Source organism: Candidatus Desulfosporosinus nitrosoreducens, assembly GCF_030954495.1.
Lineage (GTDB): Bacteria > Bacillota > Desulfitobacteriia > Desulfitobacteriales > Desulfitobacteriaceae > Desulfosporosinus > Desulfosporosinus nitrosoreducens.
In genome coordinates this window covers 71,471-95,953 of sequence record NZ_JAVHUW010000026.1, presented here as the reverse complement: position 1 = coordinate 95,953, position 24,483 = coordinate 71,471, and the positions used below count along the sequence as shown (strand labels likewise).

Genomic DNA, 24,483 nt, shown 5'->3' with positions numbered 1-24,483 from the left:
CAGCAATTAAAGTGACTGATAGTGTCGCCGACCAAACACAAGAACTGGCGGATGCTATCAACACCAACGCCAGCCTGAAAGCAAACTACACTGCATCGGTTGATTCCTCGACAGGTAACCTGGTTCTCACCCAAACGGCAGCAGGTGCCAGCTCAACTGCTCCTGTAGTTCAGACAAAGAGTTCCACTGAAGGTGATTTCCAAGCGAAATTACAGATTGGTGCAAACTCCGGTCAAACTATGACAGTTAATATCGGTGATATGAGATCGATATCTCTTGGCATCAGCGGTGATGGTTCTGCGAGCACTGTTGAAGCCAAAGACGGCTCAGTGGCTTCATATACGGCAATAGCTACCGTTAACAATGGCACGGATAACACCAATGTTGAGTTTGCCCTCGATATTTCAACTGCGGACAAAGCAACCGCTGCTATCAGTGTTATCGACGATGCGACAAGTGCTGTATCGGCGGAACGTTCCAATCTTGGTGCTTATCAAAACCGCTTAGAGCATACCATCAATAACTTAGGAACTGCTTCCCAAAACATCACCACCGCTGAAGCCAACATCCGTGATGTTGACATGGCCACGGAAATGACTGAATTCCAAAAGAACAACATTCTCCAGCAAGCCGCACAAGCTATGCTGGCACAAGCTAACCAACAACCGCAAGGGGTTCTCCAATTACTCCGTTAATCTAATTCTTAATCTAATTCTTAATCGAAGGAGTAGCGCAAAACTACTTTATAAAAGTGGTGAGCGCTGCTCCCTTCATTTTGAGTGTCCCAAAAGCTTCTTTGACCTGGAGGGATCGGCTGGCCTTAAGCAATACGCCTTTTTCGGTCGTGATATTTTCTACCATACCTGGCGTAGAACAAAACAAAAGCTCTTAAACTTGCCTGCACAGCAATTTTAAGAGCTTTTGCTTTCCGGTAGAAGTTCATAACGGCAAACTTGGAAACCTGCTTCTCAGCCTAGCCCCATACCTTTCCAGATAATCTTCCGTACGACCTCCATGTAATCTCCTTCGTAAGGAAAATCCCCCTGTACCAGCAATACGGTGATACCGTGCACCAATCCCCACGCTCCCAAAGTAAGCGCTTTTCTTTCAAGCGCATCTCCAGGGTCTATGGCGCTGTCTTCGGCCGCATAGCGATTGATTACTTCGTAAAAGGTCATCTCCGGTTTTTCCAGCGTCTCAGCGCCGTTCGCGAGTTTGCCGTCGATCCAGCGAGAAATATCGCTAAAAAACAGCAGACGCAAGTAGGCGGGGTTTTCCACGAAAAACCGGACGTAGGCACATCCCATCTCCTTCACCTGCCCGCGCACATCGCCCGGATACTGTGCAATGGCGGTTTTGAGGCTAGCGTTGAACTGGTGGAGCACCTTGGCGGCAATGGCCGCGATCAGCTCTTCCTTATCTTTAAAATGCCGGTAGGGCGCGGTGTGGCTCACACCGCAGACTTTCGCCACTTTGCGCAGTGAAAAGCCATCGTAGCCCTCGGTATCCAATAGTTTAAGGCCGTTTTCGATCAGTTCTTCCCTGAGATTCTCGTGATGATAGGTTTCGACGTTCAATGAATTCACTCTCCTGTAAAATATTATAGCACAGCAATGTTGACACTGGCAACTTACTGTGCTATCCTGATAACAATGTTGACAATGGTAACATATAAGGGAGTGATGATATGAAGGCATTGATTCTAACGGACGGGGAATATAAGACCGGCGTCTATGCCAGACTCAGCAAGCTTACCACAGAGCTGCTTGCGGGAAAAGGGTTCGAGACGCAGGTTCGGGAGCTTGGGCGCGGACTTCATTCCTGCATGGGCTGCTTCGGCTGCTGGATCAAGAAGCCGGGCGAATGCGTGATCAAAGACGAGATGGCAGAACTTGACCGGTGCTATATGAACAGCGAGGTGGTCGTTTTCCTCAGTCCGGTTGTCTTCGGTCAGTTCAGCGCAAACATCAAGAACGCCATAGACCGCACGCTGCCAAACATGCTCCCCTTCTTCTACCGCAGACCGGACGGCTCCACGATGCACCCGCCGCGCTACGAAAGATACCCCGCGCTGTTTATCATTGGCCACAGCGAAGGGCTGGATCAGGAAGAAGCACAGCTCTTTCTTGACATCACCGCAAAGCACCGCTACGGTGTCGGCGTCGAAGTCTTTCAGGGCGAGGCCGATAGCGAAAAGATAAGGGGCCTGTTTAGTACACTCGGCGTAAACGGCAGCCCCAGAAGGAGAAAAGAGGTGCAGGCGCTGTGAAAAAGGTTATATTGATCAACGGCAGCCCGCGGCTTGAAGAGAAAACCGCTTCCGCTGGATTCCTGGCGCGTGTGGATGCTGCTTTAAATAACAGTGAATTTGAAAAGTTCTCCGTAAACGTCCGCCAAAGCCTGAAAAACGGCCCGGAGCCGGATTATGCAAAACTACTTGAGACAGATGCCGTCATCTTTGCCTTCCCGCTCTATTATTTCTGTCTGCCAGGACTTTTCACACGCTTTCTGGAGGATTACGAAAAATATTGCCGGGAACACGCCGGGCAGAAAAAGCCCGCGAAGGTCTATGCCCTCGTGAATTGCGGCTTTCCCGAGCCCGAAATCAATGCGGAGGCTGTGCGGGTGATCGGTTGCTTCAGCCGCCATATCGGCGCACGGTTCCGTTTCGGCATACTGATCGGCGGCGGCCCGATGATCTCCTCTGCCGAAGGGGTCGGACCTGTGAAAAAAGCTTATGCGAAACTGGAGGCGGCTATTCGGACCTTGGCCGATGATCTCCACGGTGAGGCCACACAGACTCTTGAAAACGTCTTGATTCAGCCGAACTTCCCACGCAGACTGTATTTCTTTATGGGCGGGATGGGCTGGAAACAGCAGGCAAAGAAAAATGGGCTTAAAAAGGCGGATCTTTATCGTAGGCCCTATCAAAGAGCGGAATAACATTTTATTCAAGCGAAATGGCTAATTACAAGCAAGCAAAAAGCCAAGACGGTCGGCATCGTAAAAGAAATGGAGAAATAACATTCTTTCAGTAAGTTAGAGTATATCAACCATCTCATCCCATTTTTCCTGATAACTTAAAAAACAGACTATCGAAAAAATCGACGGTCTGTTTTTGCTGTAATCGGGTGAAAAAGATTTTCGGAATTGAGCAGATATCTTTATCGTCAGACTGAAATCAAAATGATTGGGCTCCGGCCAATACTCTTTCCAACAGTTTCGGTTGGATTTCAGGATATGTCCAGTTGTCAGGTAATCCATCCATTAAAACAACCTTCTCCATCTCACTGTGCAAATCCTGAGTGAATGTTTTTATGTCCGCATAGTACAGCATACCGAATGTTTCTTCGCCAGTTTCATTAACTCTGTTTTTTCCAATGACAGAATAAAAGCAAATCGGCTTAATACTGTAATCCAATGCCCCTATCTCTTCATAGAGTTCTCTTTTTGCCGTATCAAAAATATTCTCGCCTTTTTCCCTGTGACCACCGGGAAATTCGTATGTAGTCCGTTCCTTATGTTTGCAAAAAACCCATTTCCCATTACTTCTTGATGCAATTACCGCAAATTTTAATTGGCAGTCTGCAACCCTATCATGAAACCTAACTTCCAGCATGCTTATTCTTCCTCTACCTTCTGGCTTTAATATGTCAAAATTTTCTGAATCAAGAAAGACTTTTACTCTTCGGGCGGCAAATTATATGGGTCAGGTACCAAATTGGAATTTACAGCAAACTATCATAAGAATTTTCCACTACATTTGGTAATAGTGTATATACATTGCAATCACACAATTTATCAAAATGATTTTTTAATTCTAAAAATGCCTTCCATTTATCAATAGTGAAACCTGGTAAACCGTGTCTTAATGCCACATCAATTAATCTTTTCTCCATTATACAAGCACCATTTGGCAATGATATTGCGTCACACAATTGGATTAATCGATCATAATCATTATATATTGCATTCTTTATAAAACATGATAAGAAAACCTTCTGTTCTTCTGTGCAATCAAATTTTCCAAAAAACGTATTTACATCTTGTATTGGATATGAATGTGTTAAACATATTCTGGCAATCTCCTTTTGATTTAAACTCATCATATAATCATACCCATCAATTGTATGCATAATCGATTTTATGCCTTCTCTGCGACCTATATCATGTAATAATCCCATAACATAGGCTTGATTGCTATCTAATATATCAATTTTATCTGCAATCAATTTAGCATTCAAGCCAACAGACATGCTATGTCTTATCCAGGGTCCTGGATTCAGTTGAGCACCTATTGACAGCTCTCTTTCTGCTTCTACGGGACTTAACATAATATCTCCTTCTATAAATTAACTAAATTTTTAATATCAAAATTTTATTTTCACTTCTGCACAAATTCCTGTTTATTCTTGATGTAGTACCTACTGCCTTTATGCAATTATATCACCTTTTCATTAAATAAAGGCATATCTTCCCTAGTCAGAGAGTTATGTCCTTTCATGTAAAAACCATGGAAAAAAGATCTTGCTGGGATAATACAGTTCCAATGTATTTTTTATTATTTGAAAGAATCCGGTCAATGGCGGAAGTGCTCCACTTGATATTCGTACTTTTTGATTCACTTTCACTTTGCGCAGCGGCTGCGGCGGCAACAATGATTGTTGATATGATCTATATAAAAAAGAAGTTAGGTAAATATAGATGCCATAGTTGTTATAAAAACTAGGAATTAATCTTAGATTCTGTATACCAGGTTATTGGTATAAAATATCCTATTATAGGTGAAATTCCGTATCCCATTAATGGTACTGGAAAGTTACCATAGATTGTAGAAATTAAAATGATTATAAAATACAACCCAACACAGATTGAAAGTAATCTAAGATTTTTCGGTGGGAATAATATAAACGGTACAGGTAAGATTGCAAGCGAAATAATCCCTAAAGTAAGCCATATAAATCCCATATTATTTAATAAGCTTATTATTCTCTCCACATAGGTTATTGCGGGCAAACTATCCAAAAACACCCATGAAAGAATAATTAATATCGAAAATACTGCTATTATAAACAAACGAGAAATTTTCCCCTTCGTTTTACTGTATAGCAGTATCATCATTGGAACAGCAAAACCGGTTAACTCAGAAGCATCCGGCTGGATAGCCAATAAAATGGATATAGCCAATGCAATAGCAAGAGTAAACCCTAGTCCCTTTGTTTGTGATGCTCTCCATAGTGCTATTATGATTAAGGGCAACAATATCATGGAAACATTAAACTTTATTATTCCAATAGATATCCACCTGTGAACTCCATTCATACCTGGATCTAGAAATGTTAAAAGTAAGAAGAGAAATACTATTAGTATAGTAATACCATTATATTTACTTGCTTTAATATTCCATTTACTTGAAACTATAAAATACGAAATTACTCCTCCCACTACCAGGCAAGCAATATTCTGTGCCCAAATCAGGGTTGAAATTTTATTATGAAACATTGCTATCGCCCCTAATATTATAGACGGCATTGTGATAATTACAGGAATAAATTTTTGCAACTTTAAATTTCCCATTTTCTACTCCTTAAATCATCATTCAAACTCCAATTCGTAACGACAACATAACCTCGTATTTTGTGGGATGCGATAAATGCAGAAACAAGATTCCCCATAATTGAATTAACAAAAAAGAATACAACTCCTAGAAAGAGCAGTATCACTAATGCGACAATTATATGTCTATTGTTTATCTTAATATTATGATTTCCTACATCCGCTCGGAATATATAATAGCAAGTGTGAAATTCAGGGACAAAAGAAATCAGCACCGTCATTCAAGTCACATAGAAAACTACTGTCCCTGTTTTTTCAGCCCCTCTTGTTCCTGTCTTTCCAACTTCATGAGTTGTTCTATACTGTAATCAATAATCTTTGCCTTTCGCTCTGAAATGGCCATGGACCCGTTAACCCCAGCAATTAATTTTCTAAATCTCTTATCAAAAACCACCTCATATTATTAGACCATATTTTTACTTAAAATTTAAGTAGTGACTGTTACTGAAGTTATCTTATATATAAAATTAGAGGACGCAAAGCGCCCTCTAAGACCGTAGACAAAAAGGCTTGGGTGTAAGTCAGATTTCCAACCGGTTGGAAATCTGACAAGTTTTCGCCGGTGGAAGCGGCTGACAGCCTGGGCCCATATTCCTCATAAAGACGCATCAGGTTAGCCGCCGTACTCTTGAAATACCGGACCGATTCCTGCAGCCATTGGCACCACGCTCCATAGGGGACAGCTTATTATCCTCATAATTCTTACACATCAATATTGGAATATTACCTCATTACTGGAAGGTTGCTCTATGGATAACACGGCTGTGGTAAACAGTTTTACTGTCGCAACCGGAACAGTTACGCAAAATTTTATATGTCTCGATAGGGATAATTTCATATTCCGCTCCCTCAAAACAGTTCATATCCCATCCCTTTTACAAAACGCGGAGATGCAGTCATGCGGTATTATTGTCATCAGACAAACATCATCACCCATTTTTATGCTTTTTAATAATTCTACATCGACTTCGCAACCAAAGACTTTTTTAAAGAAAGATATCTTTGATTTCTCCCTCAAATCGGCAAGTCGCAAATTTCCCGCCTTTTATCATTGTGATATTATCTAATTTACAAGTATTGTCTGTCGTTATGCACAGATCGCATATGCAACGATTCATAGAAGAAATCGTAGGGTCGTCATAATTTCCAAAGACTCTCTCATAAATGACTTGAACATCTTGCAACAACACGATTTTCATTCTGGCATCGTAGTCATCGAAGGTTTCAAAGTAATCAACAATTCCAGGGTGAAAGGGATTCGCAATACTTGTTGCCTCGATAGATTTACGAAATTCAGTTGGAGAAAGACGATGATGCTGCCTAAATGCAGAACTATAATTGGATGCACTATATCCGTAGTCTAATCCAATATCGGTGATTGCCTTATGCTTTTTTAGCTTAATGTCAATTGCGCTTTGATCCATTTTCAGATGCTTGATAAACGCATATACACTTTCACCTGTTAGCGTCTTAAAAATCCTGCTGAAATAGAATTCCGAATAATGAAAGTGGTTTTCCACCTCCTTAATCGTAATGCCTTCGTCAAGGTGTTGCAGCATATAGTCAATGCTCTGACTGATCAGTTCTCTTTTAATCATAATGCACACCCACTGTTATATCCTCCCGTTACAGGGTCTGGAATATGGTAATGGATCATACGCCTGCAACCTCCCCAGTTCTCCGGCCATATACAGGGCACTGTTTGAAATGGTTTCATCAATGTCGATTACCAACCCCAAGCACTGTATATTCATTCAAAAATATTGTTTCTAATTGCACAGCATTTTTACAAATTTTTCATGACTTATACAATATAATATAATTGTAACCTCATAATTTGTAAAAGGAGAGAGGTCAGATGGGGGATAAAAACCCTAAAAAGAAGCCGAAGCAACCCAAAAAACCGTAATTGAAGGTTAGGTCTTATGCGAACAAACCGGAATAAAATAGCCCGACGAATACCTACTTTTAATGGGTTCGTCGGGTTATTTTATTATCTCCATTATAACTCAACACTGATATAGCACTATTAGGCACTCCATGTGCCTTGAGTGGGCAAAAAAGATGTTGCACCCCCTGGTGCCCCCTTGACGACAAAGTATCTCCTTAGCCATAGCCCTTATCTTCTAATTCCGAAGCTCTCCATATTTGAAAGACAAACGAGTTGAGAAACATTTGCGTAGTCACGGATATTCCCTTTGAGTTCAGATTAGCGTCCCGCCATTGTTTAGCAGACATACCAAATAAGGCAACATTCAATACATCAGCTTCGCTTGCATATACCTGATTAACCTGCTGGGGCGTGAGCTGTGGAGGAATTAAATTCTCTTTGATTGCATCCGTGTGAATCCGATAATTTATTTTAGCTAAGTTGCGCTTAATATCCCAGCCAAGTTGTCTCTGTTCTTCGGCTTTAAGCCGTTCAAACTCCTTAATTAAATATATTTTAAATTCAGGACTAATCCACATTCCAAATTCAAACGCAATATCTTTATATGCATATGTACCCCCATAGCGTCCAGCCGTTGCTTTCAATCCTATTGCATTTGTTTTTTTAACCCACTCTTTTACACTGATTTTATAACTATTCAGGCCCGCTTGACTTTTAATTATGGCGAATTCGCCATAATTTCTCAAACCCTTGATATATCTGCATTACAGTCTCTGCAACAGGATTATTACCTCCACATGGCTCGTTAGGTTACATATCAGTAATGCCATGCGGCTTTGACCGCATGGCATCTTTTTCAACCTAAAATTCTGGTGGAGATGATGGGACTCGAACCCACGACTTCTTCATGGTCGTGGCCGTGGGCAACTGTATGTTTTTTGACAAGTTCAGCTATTGTTTTCTCAGCCAATTTATCATTTCCTGCGCACCTAATTCTATCCTTATCAGATTGCATAAGTGGCATTCCTTTCATCGCTATGGAGCCATTAACCTTATCAATTAATTTATCTAAATGATTGGTTTCATAATACATAAAGAAGCATGATATAGTTAATAGCCTACGTAGCTTTGCCAGAGTATGGTGATATTTAAAAATGCAGCCAGACCTCTGTAAATCCGGATTGTCCTAGAATCCAGAAAATGGCACTCTACCTGAACTACGCAAAAGTTAAAAAACAAACTTCACCAAAACAGATACAACAATTAGCACAGCCCCTAGGCTAGATGCCACTCGATAAATTTTTAACGATTCCGGATCATTCTTTTCCTTATACATATAAACGATTCCAGAGATCAGCATTCCCAAGCCCACAAGCATAAAAAGTATAAATATAAGCCATTCTTTCATTAAGTTTCCCTCCATTTCAATAATAATGAAGAATTGATAATAACGGCGACGGAACCAACATTATGCACCAATGCGCCTAAAACCGGATTTAATATGCCCGAAATTGCCAGCCCAATGGCGACAAGGTTAAGTATCATCGACGCTGTAAGGTTAATATTGATGGTACGCATCATCTTCTGGGCAAGCCGAAAAAGATGGGGAATTTCCTTGATGTCATCACCCACGAGAACAATATCCGCCGCCTCAATGGCAATATCACTGCCGATACCGCCCATGGCGATGCCTACATGAGCCGTTTTCAAGGCCGGCGCGTCATTGATGCCGTCACCAACCATACACACAAGCTCACCGCGCTGCCGATAATCCTCAATCGTTTCCAGCTTATCCTCCGGAAAGCAATTGGCCTGCACGTCCTTGATACCGGCAATCTGCCCAATATGTAAAGCAGCCTGCGCAGCGTCTCCCGTGAGCAAAACCGTTCGAATACCTGTTTGATGAATGTCTCCAACGATTTTCGCCGCATCTGAACGTAAAGTATCGGATAAAGCAATCAAACCGGAGGCATGTCCGTCCAGAGCAAGATAGATAACAGTGCTTCCCTTCGATTTTACTTTTCCGGCAGCCTGGATAAGCGCGTCTGGAAATAAAATATTCTGTTCCGCAAAAAGTGCCTCGTTGCCGGCGAAAATCTCTTGTCCGCCGTACATAGCCTTCACGCCGCGTCCCGCAAACAGTTTGAAATCCTCAGGCTGTTTCGGCAAACTTCCGTTTTTCTGTTTGTAGTGTGCCACAATCGCTTTACCCAATGGGTGTTCAGAGCGCAGCTCTGATATTGCCGCCAATTCCAGTAATCCGGCCTCATCCAAGGCCGGATCACAACTTTGCACCTGAACCACCGCGGGTCTGCCATAGGTAAGCGTGCCGGTTTTATCAAAGGCGATACGCTTAACCTTGGCCAGCCTTTCCAAAGCATCTCCCTGCCGAACGAGAATACCATATTTGGTTGCGTTTCCGATTCCCGCCATAATCGCAGTCGGTGTTGCCAGCACCAAGGCACAAGGACAAAACACCACCAAAATGGTGACAGAACGGAGGATTTCACCGGTTACAAACCATGTTGCAGCAGCGGCAAGCAGAGCAACAACTACAATCCAGGTGGCCCAACGATCAGCAATCCCAACGATTTTGGCTTTGCCCGCGTCTGCAGACTCCACAAGCTGAATCATCCGTTGCAAAGAGCTGTCCTCACCTACTTTTTGCGCTACCATATCGAAAGTACCGAATTGATTGACAGTTCCACTGTATACTTCATCGCCTTCGCTTTTATCTACCGGGAGTGATTCACCTGTCATAACGGACTGGTCAATGGATGTCTGTCCTTCAGTGATTGTTCCGTCCACGGCAATAGTCTCTCCGGCTAGTACCCGCAGAATATCGCCCGGTTTTACCTGTTCTGCAGGAATTACCCTTTCCTCGCCGTTATCTACAATTCTGGCAGTGGCCGGGGTTAGATGAACCAGCTTCTCAATCCCGGCACGGGCTTTTGCTACCGTCCTTTCTTCCAAAGCAGCTCCAATGGCCATAATGAAAGCAATTTCACCGGCTGCGAAGATTTCTCCCGTGATAATGGAAGCAATTAAGGCTATGGATACCAAAACATCCGCTTTGATATCGAATTCTGTTACTAAACCGACGATGGCTCCTTTTACAATTGGAATACCGCAAAGGGCAATGGCTATCCACGCCGCATCAACGGGAAGGTCTCCAAGATTAAAAAAACTGATAATTAGTGCGGGCAGAGAAACGGCAAGAAATAAAATTTTTCTTTTTTCTTCATTCCTCAAAAACTCTAGCAATACATCATCTCCTTTTGTATACCCATAGGGGTATATGTATATGATACCCCTACGGGTATAGGCTGTCAATAGAAAAGGCAGTTGCTTAAATTGAAGCAACTGCCTTTTCTGATTTTTAATTGCTTAGGTCATTCTGGAAAAATGCTCGATTGCTTTGGCGAAATCCGCAATCGTTTTGTTGGCATTACCATGCTCGATACCTTCACGAACGCAATGATTCAAGTGACCCTCTAAAACAATCTGACCCACCTTTTGTAAAGCACTTTTAGCCGCATTGATCTGTATCAAAACATCCTCGCAAGGAATATCCTCATCGACCATTTTATCGATTGCCTTAACCTGACCCATAATCTTATTTATACGTCTATGTAGATTATCGGAATCCATGCATTGCCGCATGATAGCACCTCCCCTTATACCCCTAGGAGTATAAGTCTATATATACCATTTTTCTGCTACTCCGTCAACAAAACAATCGATTCAAACAAGGCCTGATGAATATGCCACTTTCAGTTCTAAACAATAGCTTACTAACTAGAGTTTGGAAAAAACAAACTTATTGCCGTTCCAAACATATTTTCCTTGCACATAACCGGTATCACCCAAGCCACTCAGGGTAACCGTGAAGCCGGTTTCTCCATTCTTTAGTAAAGGAAATCCTGTTCCTAATCCCGACTCCGCATTGTAAACAAAGCCTTCTTCCTTATAGCCGCCGGCTGGCAGAACGGATAAGTTTCCCTTTGAATTCACGCTAAATAGAACATATTGGAATTCCGGGCTGTTTTTGTCTGGCTGGCCAATGGCAAAATCAGCATTTCCATCCCTGTTATAATCCCCGAACACAAGAGGAAAGCTTCCCGCAAAACCCAGGTTGGCATTGCCAAAATATTGATTAAGGGAAAGCTGGCTGGTGACCTCACCGCTGCCATTTTGGACAAGAAGGTCAAAACGACCCCGGTACATACTTTCGGCAATACTAAAACCCTGATCACTGGAGGTAAGAGGTTTTTTATATTCAGTCTGAATAACTTTTATTGAGTTTTTCTGACCGTTAGTATTCAATTCTGATTGAGCAATAATGAAAGGATTTTCTTTTTCAAACACAAATTGCTTTCCGTCCCAAATATATTCGGCCGGTGCGAAGTTCCCGCCTTCCTTTGCTACCCCAACCAATATACCTGGACTCCGGCCCTCTCCAGTACCGATAGTTCTGGTGAACTCAAGGGAACAATTGCCACCTGCGGCAGTATAAACAAAACCGTCTTCCTTATACCCTTTTGCCGGCAAGGTAAAAATTTTGCCATTCTTGCCAACACTGAATATAACATATTTATCTTCCCCACTGCCGTCGCCGGCGGAAAAGCCGAGAGGGAAATCAAGCAACTTATCAGCATTACAATCTTGAACGGCAAGCTTAACCGGACCCTCAAAGGTCAAGGCTTTATTACCAAAATACTGGTTAAGAGACTCATGGCTGGCTTCTGCACCTTTTTCACCCCGAACGACCAAGTCAAAAGTTCCCGAGTATGAAGTCTTGCCGTTAGTACTGGCAGAAGACCCCTTCGTCTGCACGACATAAAATGTATAGGGGCGTTCATAATTACTGGTTGCCACCGCCATTTGAGCAATAATATGACTCTGGCTATTCAAACTTGAACATCCGCTTAAAAGTAAGAAGAAGAAAAAAAGAACAAACAGAAAAGCTCTTGTTTTCATCGTAGTGATCTCCTTTCGGTTTCGTCACCATCTAATACCCTTAGGGAGTATAAGTATTTTTTGATGAGCGCCTATTTAAGCAGTACTACTTAGTGATCTTCCAAATCGATAGACAGTTTTGATCTATAGCCATAATATCTTAAGAATAACCAGCAAATAATCCATAATAATTCTGAACATCCGGCTCCCATTATCGTTTTTCTTACACCTATCTTACCGGCTAACAATCCGCCAACAGTCATAGACATAGCCGCTGCACCTTGAATTAACGTCGAACGAAAAGCAAATACTCGTCCTCTAAGCTCCTCAGGAATACTCATTTGTAATACCGTAGTAGAAGCTACCGCCGCAAAAGTATTTCCAAGCCCCATTATGACCATTACAGGAATAACGAGAGAGATGCTGGGTGCCAGGCTTAAAAGAAACATCATAAAACCGGCACCCGCTAATCCCAAAAGTATGGAATCTAAAGGTGAAATTTTTTGCCTTAAGAAAAGCATCAGAGGGCCTCCACCAAGCATACCAAGAGCCCAAGCGGAGTCAACGATTCCGAGCCACACCGTACTAAGCTTTAATGTGTCCCTCACTAAAAAAACCAGTAAAATATCTATTGATGTTCCAACGAAAATGTAAAAGACAAAAGCTATAATAATACTCCTAACAAGACTACTATTCCTAACGTATCTTAACCCAGCTAACCAATCATCAATAAATCCTTTCTCCACAGTTCTTTGGCTCTTATTACTTTTAACTTTCAAAAGAAGGACACAGAAAGCAGAAAGCAAGTAAGATAGTCCATCAAAATAAAAAGAAATATCTAAGCCAAGAGTGGCAATAATCACCCCTCCAAGTGCTGGACCTATTAATGCTATAGAGGATTGTGTTGTCGAATTTATAGCATTCCCTTCTGTAAGTTGTTCTCCCTTAACAATATCAGGCAAAAGCGCTATTATCGTAGGGTTAAAAATTGTAGCAAACCCTGATAGAACGAATAATAAGATTTGAAGGATTTCTGTAGAATTTGCTAAGGGAACTACTATAACTATAAAAGCTCTTATGACATCAACTACAATTAAAACTTTTTTCTTATTAAATCGGTCAATCCACGGACCAATAAAAAAACCTATAAGTATTTGCGGGATAATAGCAAATGTCATAATTCGGCCAACTAACACCGCTGAACCCGATATATTAAATGCTTTTACGAGTATCGCAAGATTAAAAAATGCGTCTCCAAGTTGTGAGACAGTCTGTCCAAACCAAAGCAAACTAAAACTGCGATTCCGCTGTAAGAACATATGCGACAACTCCTAATTATCTTACTGCGTAAGTTTTGGAAACTATAATTATTCATATTGCACATTGGTTTAGAGCAAACTCTGCACTTTGGCGTCGACTACATAAAGTAAGGAACGAGATAAAAGGTCATATAGTCGAATTTATAATTGTGCTAGAATGGAATTTCTTTAGGCGTTGTTTTTCAACTTCTAAAAGCTGCCTTGGGAAGGCTACTACTTATCTGTAAATACTTGTTATAAAAATTGCTCATTTATAGCTTTATATCTAATATATTCCAAATCAATTATACAAAAAAATTAATTAAAGAAACATTCTTTTTTTACTTGAAATTAGAACTAATACTAATTCGTGTTTAATATATTACATTTCTCATTTAGGTAAGACGCTGTAACAAAGCTGTATGGCTGGCAAGGATTGTGAAATATCTAATCTTTTAGGCACAAATTAGTATAAATAAGCAAAAAAGCATAATCAAAAAGCTCTTAAACTTGCTTACTCAGCAACTTTAAGAGCTATTAATTCCTGGTGCCGGTGGTCGGACTCGAACCGACACGTCCAGGGGACACGGCATTTTGAGTGCCGCACGTCTACCAATTCCATCACACCGGCAAATATATTTTAACTTCCTTCTCTATAGTCCACCTTCAAAAACCGGAGGGACATGTTGAGGGATATTAAAAACAGTTTATGTGTTGACAGTTAAAACACGTTAATGCGTTAACCGACTTAGCTATAATAACATTAACCCGGGGATTTAGTCAAGCCTTTTGTTCAAGTTTTTTCTTGGTATACTCCAATTGCCCGGAGCTTCTGATACCGCTTTTCTTGCAGCACTTCCGGCGGCTCTGTGCGCAAGCGCACGAGATATTTGGCAATGACTTGAGCTAATTCATCGGCTGTTTGCCGATAATTATAATGTGCGCCCCCCTGAGGCTCTCTTACCACTTCATCCGCAACACCCAGTTTCAATAAATCCTGTGCCGTAAACTTTAAAGCAGCGGCAGCTTCTTTAGCCTTAGAGTTATCTTTCCAAAGGATCGAAGCACAACTTTCCGGGGCAATGACCGAGTAAAAAGAATTCTCCAGCATTAAGACCACATTTCCCACCCCAAAGGCCAGGGCCCCGCCGCTTCCGCCTTCGCCGATTACCGTACTGATCACCGGAACATGATAACCCGACATGGCTATTAAACACCGTGCAATAGCCTCACCTTGTCCCCGCTCTTCCGCCGCTAAATCACAGGCGGCACCGGGAGTATCAATGAACGTCAGGATCGGTCTCCCAAATTTCTCCGCTTGGTCCATCAAACGCAGCGCTTTGCGATACCCTTCCGGATGAGGCATGCCAAAATTGCGTTTAATATTTTCCTTGGTGTCTTTTCCTTTGACCTGCGCGATGACAGTCACAACAACCCCGTGAAAAAGGGCAATCCCACCGGCAATAGCTTGATCATCGGCATATAGGCGATCCCCCTTAAGTTCGATAAAATCGTCGAACAACAAGGGCGCATAGTCATAAAAATTCGGTCTTTCCGGGTGCCTGGCAATCTGAACTTTCTGCCAAGGCTCCAAATTGCCGTAGATCTCCTTCTTTAACTGAGAGACTTTCTTCTCCAATGTCTCCACTTCGCGTGAAAGATCAATGTCCTTTTCGGCAGAAAATTTCTGCAGCTCGGAGATTTTCTGTTCAAGCTCTATAATAGGTTTTTCAAAATCAAACAGTAGCGCCATACTGAACCCCTTCCTGATGGTAGCGCAGCAAACGTGCCAAGGTGGAACGCATTTGAGAACGCGCAACAACGAGGTCGATTAACCCATGAAGTTGATTAAATTCAGCCGTTTGTGCTCCCGCGGGAAGCTCTTGTCTCATAGCTTGTTTAATGACACGCGGTCCGGTAAATCCAATTAAAGCATTGGGTTCAGCAATTAAAATATCACCCAATGAAGCATAACTGGCGGTAACTCCCCCGAATGTCGGATCTGTGAGTACGGAAATATATAACAAGTGATTTGAAGCTAAGCGTCCTAAAGCAGCACTGGTCTTAGCCATCTGATAAAGGGAAAGAATTCCCTCTTGCATCCGGGCTCCTCCGGAGGTAGTGAAGATTACGACAGGCAAACGCAAATCAATCGCCCGTTCAATTGCCCGGGCAATCTTTTCGCCCACAACCGACCCCATACTGCCCATCATAAAATTGGCTTCGTTAAAAATCAGCACGACAGGAACCTTTTCAATCTTAGCCCGGCCGGCAAGAACTCCTTCCGCCATACCTGACTTTTCCTGGGCCTCATGAATTTTTTCCTCATAATTAGGAAACTCCAAGGGATTAAGCGGCAAAATTTCCGCATCCCATTCCTCAAAGCTGCCTTCATCGGCGAGCAGTGCCAGACGTGCTCGGGCAGTAATTCGAAAGTGATAGTCGCATGACGTACAGACCCGGGCATTCTCTTCGAGATCCTTGTTGAAGAGAACTTCGCCACATTTAGGGCATTTCACCCAGAGACCATCCGGGAGTTCTTTTTTGGTTGTTGAGGGCTCCTCAAGTACCCCCTCCACCGGAGCACGTTTTGGCACAGGTGCAGATTGGATCGTCACGTATTTTGTTTTGCGAAAAATATCTTTGAACATAGTTAGCTCCCTATGGCGCTGGTAATAATCTCGTTCGCTTCTTCAGCTTCTGATTCAGGCACTAAAATTTCCACAGAAGCATGATCGCCGAGGTGCGCGGAACCTATCGGTCTTAGTTGAACAAGCATTCCTTCATCGGTTAGAATGGTTTTGTATTTTTCTGCAATTAACTTATTGGGCGCAATATAAATGACAGTCCACACAGTAAAAGCCCCCTTATTAAATCCGTATTATGATACCATAGCCCAAATGATTGTGCAACAAAGGCGCAATTATGAATCTTCATCACGGACATCTGAACGGAGATTGGAGTATTTAGCCATTAAGGCTTTTTCCACATGCGGGGTAACAAAATCTGAAACCCCGGTATGCAAACTCGCCGCCCATTTAATAGCACTTGAGCTGATAAAGGAATACTCACTCTGAGTCATTAAAAAAACAGTCTCAATATCTGGGGCAATCTTTTTGTTCATTAAGGCCAGCTGAAATTCATATTCAAAGTCGGATAAAGCTCTCAGTCCTCTTAAAATTGCCACGGCTTCGCACTTGCGGGCAAAATCCACGGTTAAACCTTCGAAGACTCGAACAGTGACATTCGGCATGTCTTTCGTCGCTTCTAAAAGAAGTTCCATTCTTTCTCCCAGGGTGAATAAAGGCGTTTTCTTGCTATCCGCCGCAATGGCAATTATCACCCTATCAAAGAGCTCTTTTGCCCGGGTTAAAATATCAAGATGTCCATTAGTGACCGGATCAAAGGTTCCCGGATAAATTGCTGTACGCACGCTCAATCTCCTTTATATACAGGATATTTTCATGGGTTTCGCCTTAAAAACCCAGAATCCTGCTAGCGAAATCATTTATGCAAAATTTTTCCCCGGTTTCCAGACCACATTGCCGTCTCCCATGACATCAAGTAAAGCCTTCATCAGTTCTTCCCCGTCATTGACCCAAAGTTCCTGGTTCCCTTCGATAACTTTCTGATTATTGTCAAAATAGAAATACACGGGCTGTTCCCCGGGATACCTTTCTAAAATACTAAATACTTGGGCCATAAGGTTGCTCTGATCATGGGGAAATCTTAAAAAAAGCCGCTTTCCGACCACTTTGAGCCCGGCATTATTAAGATCTGCCTTCATCACAGTTTCCCCCGTTGACTTAAGTTCCTCAAGTCTGGTGATTTTCTCGGCAAAGATTTTCTTCTCATCGTCCCGAATATTGTACCTGCCGACAACCACCACCACTTGCTCATTGCCTAAACCACGGAACTGAGCAAAAACACGCGGAAATACTAAGACTTCGATCTCGCCTGTCAAATCCTCCAAGACAAAGCTCGCCATCATTTCGCCTTTCTTAGTGACAGTTTGCCTAAAACCGGTAATGAGTCCCCCCAGGGCCACCTTTTTTTCCTCTTCTCCTTCCAGACAGGTCAGAATATCTGAAGATACATGAGGTTTGAGCTGGGATAAAACAGCGGAAAGCGGATGCCCGCTCAGGTAGAGACCCAAATACTCTCTTTCCATTTCAAGAATCTCCCGCTCGCTGAACTCCGGAAGTTGGGGTAGAGTAATTCCTTCATCTAACTCCTCATCGAAATCAAAAAGGGAAAACTGGCCACTCAAGCGGTCTTTCTGGCGGCGCTGAGCAATCTCCAAAATTTGATCGAGAACCGCCAAAGCCTGAACCCGCGTGCCAAAGGAACTTAAAGCTCCAGAGCGCACTAAACTCTCTAAGACACGCCGGTTCAGAACCTTTTGATCCACTCGCATGCAAAAGTCATAGAGGGATTGGTAAGGGCCGTCCCGTCTCGCTTCCAAAATTTTCTCCACTACGTTTATCCCAACATTGCGGATAGCTCCTAAACCAAAGCGAATTGCCTGATTTTCAACGGAAAAACCGACCTGGCTATACTGGACATCCGGAGGAAGCACTTCAATTCCACTCTGCTTGGCGTCTTGGATATAAAAGGATATTTTATCGGATGAATTCATGACAGTGCTTAACAAGGCCGCCATAAATTCCAAAGGATAGTTTGCCTTTAAATAGGCCGTCTGATACGAAATGACGGCATAGGCCGTAGCATGCCCCTTATTGAAGCCATATTCCGCAAACTTAGCCATTAAATCAAAGATTTCCTCAGCCTCTTCACTGGCTAAGCCTAAGCGAAGCGCCCCCGGGATAATCCACTCTCCCTGATCATCCTGCAAGCCGTAGATAAAGTTATGCCGTTCTTCAACCATGATTTCTCGTTTCTTTTTTCCCATAGCACGCCTTAACAAATCTGCTCGTCCCAGGGAATAGCCCGCCAGGTCCCGGGCAATCTGCATAACTTGTTCCTGGTAGACAATAACTCCATAGGTGGCTTGGAGAATAGGTTCTAACTTCGGATGCAAGTAAGTTATTTGTCCTCCATGTTTGCGGCGGATGAATTCAGGAATTTGGTCCATAGGGCCTGGCCGGTATAAAGCATTAACAGCAATGATATCTTCAAAACAGGTTGGTTTCAGCTCCTTTAAAACCGCTCTCATCCCGCCGCTTTCCAATTGAAAGATCCCGGTGCTGTTCCCGGCAGCCAGTAAACTATAAGTTTTGGGATCGTCAAGAGGCAAGGCTTGCAGATCCAGAGTAATCCCCTGAGTTTCCTCTATGCGCTGCACAGCCTCTTGAATGATGGTTAAGTTTCTCAAGCCGAGAAAGTCCATCTTTAGCAAGCCTATTTCTTCGACCACTTTCATGGGAAATTGGGTCATGACAAAATCTTCGGACGTTCTTTGCAAGGGAAGATGATTCATGAGCGGATCTTTAGAAATCACGATTCCCGCCGCATGGGTAGAGGCATGTCTTGTCATGCCCTCAAGCGACTGAGCCAAGGCGTAAAGCCGTTTAACCTCCTCATCCTCTTCTACCATACGCGCCAAATCCGGAGATACTTGCAGGGCTTTATCCAGGGTCATTCCCAGATCGGAAGGAATAGCCTTGGCCACCTTATCAACCCGGGCCAAAGGGATTGCCAGAACTCTTCCGCCATCTCGGATAGCCGCTTTAGCTCCCATAGTTCCGAAGGTAATAATTTGACAGACCTTGTCCGCACCATATTTTTCAGTGACATAACGAATAACCTGCTCTCGGCCTTCCGGGTCAAAATCTATGTCAATATCCGGCATGGAAATCCGTTCCGGATTTAGAAAACGTTCAAAGAGCAGGTCATGGCGCAAAGGCTCAACTGAGGTAATACCCAATAAGTAAGCAACCATGCTGGCCGCCGCAGACCCTCTTCCCGGACCGACGGCTACTCCGTGCTCCCGCGCAAAGCGGCAAAAATCCGCTACAATCAGGAAATATCCCGAAAATCCTGTCTGAGAAATAATTCCAAGCTCATAATCTAAACGGTCCCGCTCTTCCTGCGTCATGCTGGGATAAAAACGCGGAAAAGCTTCACGGCATTGAGCCTCAAGGTACCCATCCAAGGTATAGCCCGCAGGAACTTGAAAATCGGGCAAAAAATTCTCCCCAAAATTAAACTCCACTTGGCAGCGCTGAGCAATATGAGCCGTATTGGCCAAAACTTCCGGATGTTCTCCGAAAAGCAAGGCCATCTCCTGTTCGGATTTCAGAAAAAACTCCTGACTGGAAAACCGCATCCGCGATGTATCCGTCAGAGTTTTGCCGGTTTGAATACTTAACAGGGCATCTTGAACCAGAGCATCCTCGCGCTTAACATAATGCACATCATTTGTTGCCACCAGAGGAATCCCTGTGCGTTCATGAACTTTCCACATGCCTGCTATAACCTTAACTTGTTTATCAATTCCGTGATCTTGAATTTCCAGATAAAAATTTCCTTTGCCGAAAATCGCTTCATAATCAAGCGCGCTCTGGACGGCCATTTCCAATTGATCATTAACGAGATAATCGGACACTTCTCCTGCCAAACAAGCACTAAGCGCAATAATTCCGCCGGAATGCTTGCGCAGAATTTCTTTATCTACCCTGGGCTTGTAATAAAACCCCTCAATATGGGCCATGGAAACTAAACGTATTAGGTTGCGGTAGCCCTCATTGTTCTCGGCAAGAAGAACCAAATGATAATTCTTGTCGTCCTTGCCGGGAACCCTGTCTGTCCGCTTAAACGGAGCGACATAGACTTCACACCCTATTATCGGTTTAATACCCGCTTTGCGGCAAGCCTTGTAAAAATCAATGACCCCATACATAACTCCATGATCCGTAATAGCCAAAGCAGACATATTCAGTTCCACCGCACGCTGGACCAACTTATTGATTCGAGCGGCCCCGTCAAGCAGACTAAATTCCGTGTGATTATGGAGGTGTACAAACATCACGTTTTCGCTCCTCAACGTACAGCAAAGGTCTTGAAAAATTCAAGACCTGCCTCATTCATTCCGTCTATCTATATAACATTGGCATCAGAAAACTTCTTATTAAAAATAGGAAGCTAACAAACAGATACCTTACTGAAGAGTTGTTTCCCCAACTAATTTTTTGTCGCCGATTCGGGCAGTCATTAAACCTTTAGCAACCACATTGTTCTCCACTGTCACTTCTACTTCGATATTGCAGTGCTTTTTCGCCACCAGGAGCAGCTTTGCCGTGACTTTAATTTCCGTCCCTACCGGGATCGGCTGAAGCTGATACAAGGTAAAGTTTTCAGTGATGGCATTTAAGCGATACTTTTTACGTAAACCAATATATCCCGTCATATTCATGACAGTGACAATAACGCCGCAACTGGCCGATCCATAATCATCCACCATGGCGTTGGTTATTTCCCCTTCAATCGAAAGGTGTTCGGAATCATCAACAAACCGGAAGCCGCTTAAAACCAGATTATCGACGGTTTCCCCAAACTGAGGCTGCTTCTGAACCTGTTGATAGGCTTCAATGACATCTTGCAGGCTAACAATTCCGAGCAGTTTGCCTTGGTCTGCTACGACGGCTATTTCCCAGCCTTCCCAGACCATGATCCGGGAAATATGTGTGACAGGATCATCACGCCCAACCATGAAGGGATTAGCGTTCATAACCTCTTTAATCGGAGTCTTGAGCTCCGCTCCGGCAACATCGACAGCCGTTACAATCCCCACCAGATTCATGTCCTTGTCCACTACCGGAAAGCGGCTGTGATCCGTAGTCTGGGAGAGTTCCCGCCAATCTTCAACCGTAGCATCTTCCTGCAAATAACTCACATCTTTGACCATGATGTCTTCCACAAGAATAAGTTCTTTCTGAATTAAGCGATCATAAAGAGCTCGATTAATCATCGACGTCACGGCAAATGTATCATAGGGAGACTGAATAATGACCAATTCCCGCTGGCGGGCTAAAGCTACAACATCCTCATCGGGCTCCAATCCTCCCGTGATTAACAAGGAGGCGTCATGCTCCAAAGCAAAGATCTGGGCATTGCGACGGTTACCGACAATGCATAACGCTTTCTCTTCCAAATAGCGTCCCATAGCATCCAGTTCCATCGAAGCAATAATGAATTTATGCGGGGAGCGATCTAGATACTCGAAACCACAAATCACAACCCCTTCGGCGATCTGTGAAACTTCACGCAACGTTAGGTCTTCAATTTGGCGTTCTTTGACTCCTTCAATTCGTATGGTGCCCACTTTCGGAATTGAACGGACTAAGCCCTTAGCCTCAGCCTCTTTAATGGCGCGATAGGCTGTGCCTTCGCTGACATCCAATGCTTTAGCTATAAAACGTACAGATACCTTACTGCCTATAGCCAGATCTTCAATAAATGTTAAAATTTGTTGATGTTTTGTCAACTGAATAACGCTCCCCACTTATTACTATACGACCAATAATTATATCATATGATCGAAAATCGAGCTATACCTATTCGTCGTTTCTCTCTTTAAGATTTTCCCGTCTCCGCCGCTGGGTCATAAGTCCGCCAATTTTGCCGGCGTCCTTGGCATTTAAAGAATGCCAGCCTTTCGTCTGAACTTGCTCCAGAAGGCCCAGCTCAGCAGCAATTTCCATTTTTAACGGCTCTAAAGGATCAATCCGCTTAACCTTAGGTCTTGATGCCGGTTTCATCTTAGATCCTCCCCCTGCTCATAGTATAGCTATCCTCTTCATAGTGCGGACAATTGGGACCCCGATCTCCTAATAAGTGTTCTAAACGGCAATGTCCATCCACGCCATATAAACAACGAAGCGCACATAATTTTCTAGTCATGTTCTCATCTCCTTACTCTGAGTTTTACCGTTTTCGCACAAAAATATCCCGCTTGAAAATTCAAGCGGGATATTTTGATTCATGATTAATTTAGGGATTAAATTCAATAACTTCCGGACGTTTTAGGCAGCTAACGTCTAAGTCGTTAAATTAACTCAAAAGACTCCCCGGCTTTAAGTACTTTCCCTTGAGTCTCCGGAACCCTGCGCTGCAGCATCCTCAGAAACTCTTCGACATCCTGGTTGATGAGCGGGAAGGTATTATAATGCATGGGAATAACCACTTTGGGACGAAGTAATTGCGAAGCATGAGCCGCTTCCTCTACCCCCATGACAAAATTATCTCCTATGGGCAGCATGGCAACCTCCAAAGGATGGCGCATGCCAATGAGCTCCATGTCTCCGAACAAGCCGGTATCCCCGGCATGATAGAGCCATTTTCCTTCTATTTGCAGGAGAAATCCGCAGGGCGGACCTCCATAGGGCATGGGAACCCCTTCTTCTTCAATCCCGGACCCATGAAGCGCCAAGGTCAGCTTAACCCAGCCGAAGGGAAAGAGATGTTTGCCTCCAAGATGCATGGCGTGAGTCGTTGCACCTTTACTCTGACAATAGGCGGCCAGCTCATAAACGGCAATAATCGGAGCCCCCGTTCGTTTCGACAGCCACACCGCATCACCCAGATGATCGTGATGTCCGTGAGTCACTAAAATAGCATCCAGCCGGGTGAAATCTTCAGGCTTTGTTGTTGTACTGGGATTATCTCTTAAAAAAGGGTCAATCAGGATTCTTCTTGCATCACTTTCAATTTCGAAACAAGCGTGTCCGTGGAAACGAATAATCATTCTTTAACCTCCGTCTCATTAGTTTAACGAGCTGAATATGCTTGAAGTACCTCCCAGAAAGCAGGATAACTCAAGTTCATTTCCCAAATAGCGACTCCCCGAATGCCTTTGCTTAAGGCTAAATCCAATTTATCTTTCAAACTGCGCGGATCTTCAAAATACACGGTATGCCTGATCCCCATCGTTTCATAATGAAAATACAAACTATGCTGCTTGGCATCCCAGCGGAGCGGAGCTCCGAAGCGTTTGGCCAGATCAATGGCCCGCTGATAGCCGATAACTTGAGCTGTTCCCCGTTCAGGCCAATCATAGCCGTAAAGAGGAATACCCATGTAGATTTTCGAAGCCGGGATATTGGCCAAAGCGTAATTTAAATTAGCGTTGACCCAGGATAGAGAGGCCACAGACCCTGGCGGACTCCCCGGCCAATGCTCCTCATAAGTCATCAGAATCACTTCGTCGACAGCTTGACCTATTATTTTAAAATCAAAAGCACCTTTCCAAGGATCATAAGGTTCATCCGAGGATTTGGCCGGAACATCTATGCTCACTAAGTAATTGGCTTGGCGGAACTTGGCTGACCATGTCTGGATAAGCTGGCTGAAAAGAGCGCGATCTTCCGGCTTTCCTTTTTCCAAATCCAGATTGATCCCGTCAAACTGGTACTCAGCCAAGAGATTGCGTATGTTTCCCCAAACATAATCGGCAAAATTTTGATCCCGCACCAATCGTCCCAGCAAAGCTGTGGAAAAGCGCCCCGCAGCCGTCAGGTTGCTGACAGTTAAAAGAACCTTAATGCCCATGGCATGCGCTTCCGTTATAAGCCGGCGGCTGGGACGGCCTAAAAGCGTTCCGTTATTTTGAATCGGTATCTGAAAAATATCTAATTGGCGAATAATACTTCCATATCGTTTAAAGTAAGTATAACCCTTGGCTTGCTCATTGAGGCCATTGTAAAATGCAAACACATTTAACGGCATACTTATACCCCCTTTCCGATCATCATATGCATC

23 protein-coding genes, 1 tRNA gene and 3 pseudogenes are annotated in these 24,483 nt (G+C 43.5%); 3 read left to right on the top strand and 24 right to left on the bottom strand.

Features of this window, described 5'->3' with window-relative positions; all coding sequences use genetic code 11:
- Positions 1 to 416: 416 nt before the first annotated feature.
- Positions 417 to 695 (top strand): annotated as a pseudogene (locus tag REC12_RS26585) (flagellin); the annotation flags it as partial.
- A gap of 273 nt (positions 696 to 968) precedes the next feature.
- Here the strand turns inward: REC12_RS26585 and REC12_RS03185 are convergent.
- Positions 969 to 1,577: a TetR/AcrR family transcriptional regulator gene (locus REC12_RS03185; protein WP_308892323.1), complete on the bottom strand. Its 609-nt coding sequence runs from the start codon at positions 1,575 to 1,577 to the stop codon at positions 969 to 971.
- 110 nt (positions 1,578 to 1,687) lie between these two features.
- Between REC12_RS03185 and REC12_RS03180 the strand changes: the two genes are divergently transcribed.
- Positions 1,688 to 2,269, top strand: a complete 582-nt coding sequence (locus REC12_RS03180) for an NAD(P)H-dependent oxidoreductase (protein WP_308892321.1) — start codon at positions 1,688 to 1,690, stop codon at positions 2,267 to 2,269.
- Positions 2,266 to 2,943 (top strand): flavodoxin family protein, encoded by a 678-nt coding sequence (locus REC12_RS03175; RefSeq protein ID WP_308892319.1) that lies wholly within the window; start codon positions 2,266 to 2,268, stop codon positions 2,941 to 2,943. Before REC12_RS03180 ends, REC12_RS03175 begins: the two co-directional genes overlap by 4 nt.
- Positions 2,944 to 3,181: 238 nt before the next feature.
- Here REC12_RS03175 and REC12_RS03170 read toward each other — a convergent pair whose 3' ends face one another.
- From REC12_RS03170 to REC12_RS03060, 23 genes and pseudogenes are all read right to left on the bottom strand, one after another.
- Entirely contained in the window at positions 3,182 to 3,619 is a 438-nt protein-coding gene (locus REC12_RS03170) for an NUDIX hydrolase (RefSeq protein ID WP_308892317.1), read from the bottom strand.
- 109 nt (positions 3,620 to 3,728) lie between these two features.
- Complete coding sequence (locus tag REC12_RS03165) at positions 3,729 to 4,334, bottom strand: HD domain-containing protein (RefSeq protein ID WP_308892316.1); 606 nt, start codon at positions 4,332 to 4,334, stop codon at positions 3,729 to 3,731.
- Positions 4,335 to 4,725: 391 nt separating this feature from the next.
- Positions 4,726 to 5,577 (bottom strand): hypothetical protein, encoded by an 852-nt coding sequence (locus REC12_RS03160; RefSeq protein WP_308892314.1) that lies wholly within the window; start codon positions 5,575 to 5,577, stop codon positions 4,726 to 4,728.
- A gap of 489 nt (positions 5,578 to 6,066) precedes the next feature.
- A pseudogene (locus REC12_RS03155) lies at positions 6,067 to 6,285 on the bottom strand (DUF3102 domain-containing protein); the annotation flags it as partial.
- Between the two features lie 190 nt (positions 6,286 to 6,475).
- Positions 6,476 to 6,607: pseudogene (locus REC12_RS03150) on the bottom strand (DUF6144 family protein); the annotation flags it as partial.
- On the bottom strand, positions 6,603 to 7,175 hold the full coding sequence (locus REC12_RS03145; protein WP_308892372.1) for an AraC family transcriptional regulator: 573 nt from the start codon (positions 7,173 to 7,175) through the stop codon (positions 6,603 to 6,605). The pseudogene REC12_RS03150 and the gene REC12_RS03145, both read right to left, overlap by 5 nt.
- 547 nt (positions 7,176 to 7,722) lie before the next feature.
- Complete coding sequence (locus tag REC12_RS03140; RefSeq protein ID WP_445223111.1) at positions 7,723 to 8,253, bottom strand: KilA-N domain-containing protein; 531 nt, start codon at positions 8,251 to 8,253, stop codon at positions 7,723 to 7,725.
- 482 nt (positions 8,254 to 8,735) lie between these two features.
- Positions 8,736 to 8,915, bottom strand: coding sequence for a hypothetical protein (locus REC12_RS03135; protein ID WP_308892313.1), 180 nt, complete (start codon positions 8,913 to 8,915; stop codon positions 8,736 to 8,738).
- Entirely contained in the window at positions 8,915 to 10,771 is a 1,857-nt protein-coding gene (locus tag REC12_RS03130) for a heavy metal translocating P-type ATPase (protein ID WP_308892312.1), read from the bottom strand. The genes REC12_RS03135 and REC12_RS03130 overlap by 1 nt, the downstream gene beginning before the upstream one ends.
- 123 nt (positions 10,772 to 10,894) lie before the next feature.
- Complete coding sequence (locus tag REC12_RS03125; protein ID WP_308892310.1) at positions 10,895 to 11,170, bottom strand: metal-sensing transcriptional repressor; 276 nt, start codon at positions 11,168 to 11,170, stop codon at positions 10,895 to 10,897.
- A 135-nt stretch (positions 11,171 to 11,305) separates the two neighbouring features.
- Positions 11,306 to 12,487 carry a hypothetical protein gene (locus tag REC12_RS03120; protein WP_308892309.1) on the bottom strand — a complete coding sequence of 394 codons (1,182 nt, stop codon included), beginning with the start codon at positions 12,485 to 12,487 and terminating at the stop codon, positions 11,306 to 11,308.
- Between the two features lie 89 nt (positions 12,488 to 12,576).
- Complete coding sequence (locus REC12_RS03115; protein WP_308892307.1) at positions 12,577 to 13,785, bottom strand: MFS transporter; 1,209 nt, start codon at positions 13,783 to 13,785, stop codon at positions 12,577 to 12,579.
- A gap of 524 nt (positions 13,786 to 14,309) precedes the next feature.
- Positions 14,310 to 14,395, bottom strand: a tRNA-Leu gene (locus REC12_RS03110).
- 162 nt (positions 14,396 to 14,557) lie between these two features.
- The gene (locus REC12_RS03105) at positions 14,558 to 15,517 is read right to left on the bottom strand and encodes an acetyl-CoA carboxylase carboxyltransferase subunit alpha (protein ID WP_308892306.1); all 960 of its coding nucleotides are present in this window, start codon (positions 15,515 to 15,517) and stop codon (positions 14,558 to 14,560) included.
- Positions 15,501 to 16,415 carry an acetyl-CoA carboxylase, carboxyltransferase subunit beta gene (accD, locus tag REC12_RS03100; RefSeq protein ID WP_308892305.1) on the bottom strand — a complete coding sequence of 305 codons (915 nt, stop codon included), beginning with the start codon at positions 16,413 to 16,415 and terminating at the stop codon, positions 15,501 to 15,503. The genes REC12_RS03105 and accD overlap by 17 nt, the downstream gene beginning before the upstream one ends.
- A gap of 2 nt (positions 16,416 to 16,417) precedes the next feature.
- The gene (locus REC12_RS03095) at positions 16,418 to 16,618 is read right to left on the bottom strand and encodes a putative signal transducing protein (RefSeq protein WP_308892303.1); all 201 of its coding nucleotides are present in this window, start codon (positions 16,616 to 16,618) and stop codon (positions 16,418 to 16,420) included.
- Between the two features lie 69 nt (positions 16,619 to 16,687).
- Entirely contained in the window at positions 16,688 to 17,197 is a 510-nt protein-coding gene (gene coaD / locus REC12_RS03090; protein ID WP_308892301.1) for a pantetheine-phosphate adenylyltransferase, read from the bottom strand.
- Positions 17,198 to 17,272: 75 nt separating this feature from the next.
- Positions 17,273 to 20,752 (bottom strand): DNA polymerase III subunit alpha, encoded by a 3,480-nt coding sequence (locus REC12_RS03085; protein ID WP_308892300.1) that lies wholly within the window; start codon positions 20,750 to 20,752, stop codon positions 17,273 to 17,275.
- 132 nt (positions 20,753 to 20,884) lie between these two features.
- Complete coding sequence (locus tag REC12_RS03080; RefSeq protein WP_308892371.1) at positions 20,885 to 22,216, bottom strand: DRTGG domain-containing protein; 1,332 nt, start codon at positions 22,214 to 22,216, stop codon at positions 20,885 to 20,887.
- 64 nt (positions 22,217 to 22,280) lie between these two features.
- A complete protein-coding gene (locus REC12_RS03075) occupies positions 22,281 to 22,484 on the bottom strand; it encodes an alpha/beta-type small acid-soluble spore protein (protein WP_308892299.1) in 204 nt (67 codons plus the stop codon).
- Between the two features lies 1 nt (position 22,485).
- Positions 22,486 to 22,626: a cleavage protein gene (locus REC12_RS03070; protein WP_308892297.1), complete on the bottom strand. Its 141-nt coding sequence runs from the start codon at positions 22,624 to 22,626 to the stop codon at positions 22,486 to 22,488.
- Positions 22,627 to 22,771: 145 nt separating this feature from the next.
- Positions 22,772 to 23,470, bottom strand: coding sequence for a metal-dependent hydrolase (locus tag REC12_RS03065; RefSeq protein ID WP_308892295.1), 699 nt, complete (start codon positions 23,468 to 23,470; stop codon positions 22,772 to 22,774).
- A 23-nt stretch (positions 23,471 to 23,493) separates the two neighbouring features.
- Complete coding sequence (locus REC12_RS03060) at positions 23,494 to 24,450, bottom strand: glycosyl hydrolase family 18 protein (protein ID WP_308892293.1); 957 nt, start codon at positions 24,448 to 24,450, stop codon at positions 23,494 to 23,496.
- Positions 24,451 to 24,483 lie beyond the last annotated feature (33 nt).

Bases quoted from the DNA above. Each gene is read 5' to 3' on its own strand.
- REC12_RS03180 (WP_308892321.1), top strand. From the start codon at position 1,688: ATGAAGGCATTGATTCTAACGGACGGGGAATATAAGACCGGCGTCTAT.
- REC12_RS03170 (WP_308892317.1), bottom strand. From the start codon at position 3,619: ATGCTGGAAGTTAGGTTTCATGATAGGGTTGCAGACTGCCAATTAAAA.
- REC12_RS03165 (WP_308892316.1), bottom strand. From the start codon at position 4,334: ATGTTAAGTCCCGTAGAAGCAGAAAGAGAGCTGTCAATAGGTGCTCAA.
- REC12_RS03160 (WP_308892314.1), bottom strand. From the start codon at position 5,577: ATGGGAAATTTAAAGTTGCAAAAATTTATTCCTGTAATTATCACAATG.
- REC12_RS03145 (WP_308892372.1), bottom strand. From the start codon at position 7,175: ATGCTGCAACACCTTGACGAAGGCATTACGATTAAGGAGGTGGAAAAC.
- REC12_RS03135 (WP_308892313.1), bottom strand. From the start codon at position 8,915: ATGAAAGAATGGCTTATATTTATACTTTTTATGCTTGTGGGCTTGGGA.
- REC12_RS03125 (WP_308892310.1), bottom strand. From the start codon at position 11,170: ATGCGGCAATGCATGGATTCCGATAATCTACATAGACGTATAAATAAG.
- REC12_RS03120 (WP_308892309.1), bottom strand. From the start codon at position 12,487: ATGAAAACAAGAGCTTTTCTGTTTGTTCTTTTTTTCTTCTTCTTACTT.
- REC12_RS03115 (WP_308892307.1), bottom strand. From the start codon at position 13,785: ATGTTCTTACAGCGGAATCGCAGTTTTAGTTTGCTTTGGTTTGGACAG.
- REC12_RS03105 (WP_308892306.1), bottom strand. From the start codon at position 15,517: ATGGCGCTACTGTTTGATTTTGAAAAACCTATTATAGAGCTTGAACAG.
- accD (WP_308892305.1), bottom strand. From the start codon at position 16,415: ATGTTCAAAGATATTTTTCGCAAAACAAAATACGTGACGATCCAATCT.
- REC12_RS03085 (WP_308892300.1), bottom strand. From the start codon at position 20,752: ATGTTTGTACACCTCCATAATCACACGGAATTTAGTCTGCTTGACGGG.
- REC12_RS03075 (WP_308892299.1), bottom strand. From the start codon at position 22,484: ATGAAACCGGCATCAAGACCTAAGGTTAAGCGGATTGATCCTTTAGAG.
- REC12_RS03070 (WP_308892297.1), bottom strand. From the start codon at position 22,626: ATGACTAGAAAATTATGTGCGCTTCGTTGTTTATATGGCGTGGATGGA.
- REC12_RS03065 (WP_308892295.1), bottom strand. From the start codon at position 23,470: ATGATTATTCGTTTCCACGGACACGCTTGTTTCGAAATTGAAAGTGAT.
- REC12_RS03060 (WP_308892293.1), bottom strand. From the start codon at position 24,450: ATGCCGTTAAATGTGTTTGCATTTTACAATGGCCTCAATGAGCAAGCC.